This is a genomic window from Mesorhizobium sp. M7A.T.Ca.US.000.02.2.1, assembly GCF_003996995.1.
GTDB lineage: Bacteria > Pseudomonadota > Alphaproteobacteria > Rhizobiales > Rhizobiaceae > Mesorhizobium.
The window spans coordinates 1-2,163 of the sequence record NZ_RZTT01000656.1; the positions used below are offsets into that span (position 1 = coordinate 1).

The 2,163-nt window shown below is 61.1% G+C and carries 2 protein-coding genes; both read right to left on the minus strand.

Annotation, left to right across the window (positions count from 1 at the left end):
- Positions 1-1,125 (minus strand): GMC family oxidoreductase (locus EOD15_RS33140; protein WP_148129782.1); only part of this gene is annotated, 1,125 nt, incomplete at its 3' end.
- 92 nt (positions 1,126-1,217) lie between these two features.
- A partial coding sequence (locus tag EOD15_RS33145; protein WP_148129783.1) for a UDP-glucose/GDP-mannose dehydrogenase family protein occupies positions 1,218-2,163 on the minus strand: 946 nt, incomplete at its 5' end.

The following is a 2,163-nucleotide window of genomic DNA, read 5'->3' on the forward strand; positions in this document are numbered from 1 at the left end:
GGCATTCTCATCCGCGTCAAGCGTGACGAAGTTCTCGGGATCTAGCAAGTCCTCGGTGACCACGACAAGCGGCAGCGCCTGGCGTAGCCGCCCTTTTTCGGCACGCAGTCCGTGCTGCCAGCGGTTCTCGAAATAGACCAGTGCCGCCGCATGCTCCGATCGGTGAGGACCATCATAGAGGCCGAAATTCAGGCCGGTGGTGATGGTGCTGCCATCGAAATTGTCGACGCCGTCCAGATAGACCTCGAAATTCCAGCCGTAGGATTCATGCAGGCCGCTGCCGACGAATTCGCCGCCCAGGCCGGATCGCAGCATGATCGCCGCGCTCTGGATGGCATTGGCGCCGAGAATGAAGAGATCGCCCCTGACCTGGTATTCCTTGCCGTCATGGCGGAACGTGACCGAACGGACAGCGCCGCCGACGTGATCGAGCCGGCGGACTTCCGCACCGAGGCAGACCGAAACGTCGGGATGCTCGAAGACGTGCATCAACCCGTTGTTGACGGTGAATTTGGCGTCGACCGGGCACAGCCAGCAACGCAGATTGGCACAGCACGAGGTGCGTTGTGATGTCGGCAGCCGCGCCCGCGCGGTTGGCATGACAAAGTGCTGGCCGGGCTGCGCCGCCTTCATCATCCTGTCCGGTGTCGACATGCGATGCGGCGGTTGCGGAAACGGCTTCGAGCGGGGCAGCATCGCCGCCATGTCGGGATCGCCGGAGATCGACATGATGTCTTCCGCGTCGCAATAGAACGGCTCGACGTCGTCATAGCTGATCGGCCAGTCATTGCCGATGCCGTAGGTGCTTTTCAGCCGGAAATCATTGGGATGGAATCTTGGCGTCTGCGCGAACCAGCAGTTCGTTCCGCCCCCCAGTCCGATCGTGTAGTTCCACGGCTTGTTGGAATTGGTCTTGTAGGTCGTCTCGTCTTCGATGTCGGTGTTGACGTTCTGCTCGAGCTGCCATTCATGGGTGTTGTGGCGCCCCCACTCCAGCACCAGAATGCGTGCCTTTCGGCGCTTGGCGAACTCGTGCAGGAAGAAGGCCGAACCGAAGCCGGAACCGATCGCTACGAGATCGAAATGATCCTTGGTGATTTGCTCCGGCTTTACGTCCAGCACCATCGGCTACAACTCCACACAGAAATACGCGCTCAGTCCCAGCGCCCGCAGGCCATGTGCGGACCGGTCTTGCATCCGTCTGCCAGGGCCTGGTCTCATGCCGCCATTCTGCCGATCGAGTGATATTCGATGCCGTGGCGGGCGATGACCTTGGGGTCATAGAGGTTGCGGCCGTCGAAGATGACCGGCGTAATCAGCGCATCCTTCACAGCGTCGAAAGACGGCGCGCGAAAGCTCTTCCATTCCGTGGCGATCAGCAGCGCATCGGCACCGCGCAGCGCCGCCTCCTTGGTGCCGCACAGAAGCAGGTCGTCGCGCAGCCCGTAGATGGCCTGGCATTCCTGCATCGCCTCGGGATCATAGGCCTGCACATTGGCGCCGGCCTTCCAGAGCGCTTCCATCAGGACGCGCGCCGGCGCCTCACGCATGTCGTCGGTGTTGGGCTTGAAGGCCAGGCCCCAGAGCGCAAAGGTCTTGCCTTTGAGGTTGCCCTTGAAATAGCGGTCCACCTTGTCGAAGAGAACCGATTTCTGTGCGTTGTTGCGCTCCTCGACGGCACGCAGCAGCTTGGCGTCAAATTTGACGCCTTCGGCGGTCTTGATCAGCGCCCGCACGTCCTTGGGGAAGCACGAACCGCCATAACCCAGACCCGGATAGATGAAATGGTAGCCGATGCGGGGATCGCTGCCGATGCCCTTGCGGACCTCCTCGATGTCGGCGCCGAGTTGTTCGGCCAAATTGGCCATCTCGTTCATGAAGCTGATCTTGGTCGCCAGCATGCAGTTGGCGGCATATTTGGTGAATTCGGCGCTTCGCACGTCCATCACGATCATCTTCTCGTGGTTGCGGTTGAACGGCGCGTAGAGTTCGCGCATCACAGCCTCGGTGTCCTCGCTGTCGGTGCCGACGATGATGCGGTCCGGCTTCATGCAATCGGCGACCGCGGACCCCTCCTTGAGGAACTCGGGATTCGAAGCGACATCGAAAGCCAGGTCCTCGCGGCCTCTTTTCTTCAACGTGTCGGCAATCCTGGCCTTCACC